Consider the following 3,511-nt stretch of genomic DNA (forward strand, 5'->3'; position numbering starts at 1 on the left):
AGCTTTGATGGTCCTTCTGAGTTACCGGTCAGCCCCACTCATCGGGTTAACCCTCCTTGTCATTGGATTTGAAGTGAAATCTTAAATAGTATAGACTGTTCATTATTTTTTATACACGTTATGAAAAGAAATGAAAAAATTGATTTCGAAACGGTTATATCAATAAGTGAATCGTCTATCGATATGGATTTCTATATGTAAGCTATTTTTCCCAATGCTTATCGATGAACTGATCTCGACCAGAAAGCGCTCGGTCCTGCTGATAATGTTCCGACTCTTTTTTATAATAGTCCTGATGATAATCTTCTGCAGGGTAAAAGTGCTTGGCATCGCGAATTGTGGTTACAATAGGTTTATCAAAGCGACCACTTTTTGCTAGCTTTTCCTTGGATGCTTCTGCAATACGCTTTTGCTCTTCTGAATAAGTAAAGATTGCCGTCGAGTACGATTCACCACGGTCATGGAATTGACCATAAGCATCCGTCGGGTCGATTTGCATCCAGTAGATATCAAGGAGCTGCTCATAACTAAAAACGATTGGGTCGAATTCAATTTCGACTACTTCTAAATGGCCAGAAGTACCTTTTTTGACATCCTCATAAGTAGGGTTGTCTAAATGGCCACCCATGTAGCCCGAAGTGACCTTATGTATTCCATCCCATTCAACAAATGGCTTTACCATACACCAAAAACAACCACCAGCAAACGTAGCTTTCTCGAACATGTTTATCATCCTTTCTTTCGTGAAAATATTATAGCATTATTTTGTTCATAACTGGCAAATAGGGTGTAAAATAACCTATAAATAGGTGTAGATAGAATTCGCAACATCATGTAAAATGAACCTTTCTTTATATGGAATCGTTACATTAACTATAAAAAATAGAGGAGTTAACAGTTATGGAAGAGCAAGATTATACAAGACGCTCGCAACGTCCCCAAAAACGTCGTTTGCGTAAAGGGAGAGCATTGTTCACATTGTTATTACTTTGTGTCATTGTCATTATAGGTTATTCTGTTATGCAATATCGGAGTGGGCTAAAATTGGCAAGTGAGTCAAAAGTGGCTCAAGAGAATTTCACCGGTGATCCAGTAAAAGGTGATGTTGAAAATTATTTATTATTAGGAATCGATACTCGTGGTGAAGAAAAATCACGTACAGATACAATGATGGTATTATCTTGGAACAAGAAAACAAATGATGTCAAGCTCGTGTCATTAATGCGAGATATTTATGCGGATATTCCTGGTTATAAATCCTATAAGCTTAATACGGCCTACTATTTAGATGGTGTCCAATTATTAAAAGATACGATCGGTAATATGTTTGGCCTGCCGATTAATCATTATGCAATTATCGATTTTAAAAATTTTGAATCGCTTGTAGATATTATTGCGCCAAATGGCGTTGAAATGGATGTAGACAAGGATATGTCCGAAAAAATTGGCGTTTCATTAAAACAAGGTGTGCATAACTTAAACGGTAAAGAATTACTTGGCTTTGCCCGATTCCGTCACGATGAAAAAGGGGATTTTGGTCGAGTGGAACGTCAGCAAAAAGTTATCGAAGCCTTAAAGAATGAAATTTTATCGCCTCAAAATATGTTGAACTTACCAAAATTCGTTGGTGCCGCGCAAGGTTATATCACAACGGACTATTCATCAGCAGGTGAGATTCAACAAGTATTGAAAATGGTGTCGAAAGGTAAGGTCAAAATAGAAAAAGCAACTATTCCAATTGAAGGTAGTTATAGTTTCAAAAATATTAGTGGTGTCGGTGATTCCATTATTATTGACGTAGAGAAAAATAAAGAATTTTTACGTAAATTTTTAGGCATTTCCCTAGAGTGATTTTTCGCAAAATCCAACATTATCCTGTACTATATGGATATAGGATTTGTATTGGGGTGAGTAGATGGAAAAAGAAAGACCAAGAGAGCGTTCGAATTTCTTTTCAACGAAGTTTATTCGCTTTTTAGGTGGTAAAAACTTATTTTTTACACTGATTATTTTATTATTGCTAGCATGCGTTATTTTTATGTTCCAAAAAGTTTCCTTTATATTTACCCCGCTTAAAGTTTTATTTGAGGTAGTTATTCTACCAGGGGTACTCGCCAGTATTGGGTATTATTTATTACGTCCAATAGTAGGTCTTTTCGAAAGATGGCGTATTCCAAGAGTTTGGGGTATCTTTATTCTATATATCATTCTGATTGGCATAATAACGTTATTAGTAGTTCTTGTCTATCCGTTTTTACGAGATCAGTTTACTAATTTAGCACAGGAATTCCCAGGGTATTTTATGGCGTTTACACAAAATATCGCTGATTTTTTTAATAATTCACGTATCAACGAGTACCTAGATAAAATTAATTTAAACTATGATGCAATGGTGAAAAATTTTACAACGGATACGGTAGATACAGTAAAAAATACAGTTGCGAATTTAGCGCAAGGCGTGGCATCTGGTATTACTGGCTTCGTTTCAACGTTAACAGGAATTGTTTTATCATTAGTTACGGTGCCATTTATTTTATTTTACTTACTTAAAGATGGTGAAAAACTACCGAGCTTTATTTTAAAAATGTGCCCGCCACGTATGCGCAAAGAAGTACACGAAATTTTCCATGACATGGACAAGCAAATCAGTTCCTATATTCAAGGGCAAATTTTAGTGTCAATGTGCATAGGTGCAATGGTGACAATCGGCTTTTTAATTATTGGTATGAAATATGCCTTATTGCTTGGATTCCTAGCTATGATTACGAGTGTGGTTCCATACTTAGGGCCAGTCATCGCCATTACACCAGCGGTCATTATCGCTCTTGTAACATCGCCATTCATGCTTATTAAGCTAGCCATTGTTTGGACGGTCGTACAGCTCATTGAAGGGAAATTCATTTCTCCTCAAATTATGGGTAAATCACTTAGTATCCATCCAATTACAATTATTTTCGTGTTATTAACGGCTGGTTCTTTATTTGGCGTACCAGGTGTCATTTTAGGGATTCCAGGCTATGCCATTATTAAAGTGCTTGTGACACATTTATTCAAGCTATTTAAACATCGATATAATCGTTATGAGGATGAGATGCATCAAAAATATGATGTGTAAGAAGAGACAGCTACTGCGAATGTGCAGTAGCTGTTTTTTTATATGAATCTTTCAAACAGAGAACGAGTTAAATTTCAGCATTATTGGTCTTTTTAAATGAAGGTGAAATGTTCGTTTTGTCACGAAATGTCGAGCACAAACCTTACTCTGCATCCGTGTGTGAAGTTATACTTGTAGAACCGAAAGGAGTTCTGAATACTGGGCAAGAACAAACGGAGCAAACAGCAGTAAATAATGTTTTTGATTTAACTTTTCATTATATAAATAGTTAAGCAACAAAACCCTTCCAACCATTAAAGTTATGAAGTGACCCCTAAAAGTTAGACACGGTTATTTCATTAGGCAGCTCGGGTAAAATGAGTTCGGTATTGCACCGGACTCATTTTTAATTTTGCC

At 36.1% G+C, this 3,511-nt stretch carries 3 protein-coding genes; 2 read left to right on the forward strand and 1 reads right to left on the reverse strand.

What is annotated here, in order from left to right; genetic code table 11:
• Positions 1-202: 202 nt before the first annotated feature.
• Positions 203-724 carry a peptide-methionine (S)-S-oxide reductase MsrA gene (gene msrA / locus ACIQLB_RS24290; protein WP_400731279.1) on the reverse strand — a complete coding sequence of 174 codons (522 nt, stop codon included), beginning with the start codon at positions 722-724 and terminating at the stop codon, positions 203-205.
• Positions 725-900: 176 nt separating this feature from the next.
• Here msrA and ACIQLB_RS24295 point away from each other — a divergent pair, with 176 nt between their 5' ends.
• On the forward strand, positions 901-1,851 hold the full coding sequence (locus ACIQLB_RS24295; protein WP_400731281.1) for an LCP family protein: 951 nt from the start codon (positions 901-903) through the stop codon (positions 1,849-1,851).
• Between the two features lie 64 nt (positions 1,852-1,915).
• Positions 1,916-3,115: an AI-2E family transporter gene (locus tag ACIQLB_RS24300; protein ID WP_400731283.1), complete on the forward strand. Its 1,200-nt coding sequence runs from the start codon at positions 1,916-1,918 to the stop codon at positions 3,113-3,115.
• The last annotated feature ends 396 nt before the right edge of the window (positions 3,116-3,511 follow it).

The organism is Lysinibacillus sp. NPDC092081, assembly GCF_044755845.1.
Classification (GTDB): Bacteria; Bacillota; Bacilli; order Bacillales_A; family Planococcaceae; genus Lysinibacillus.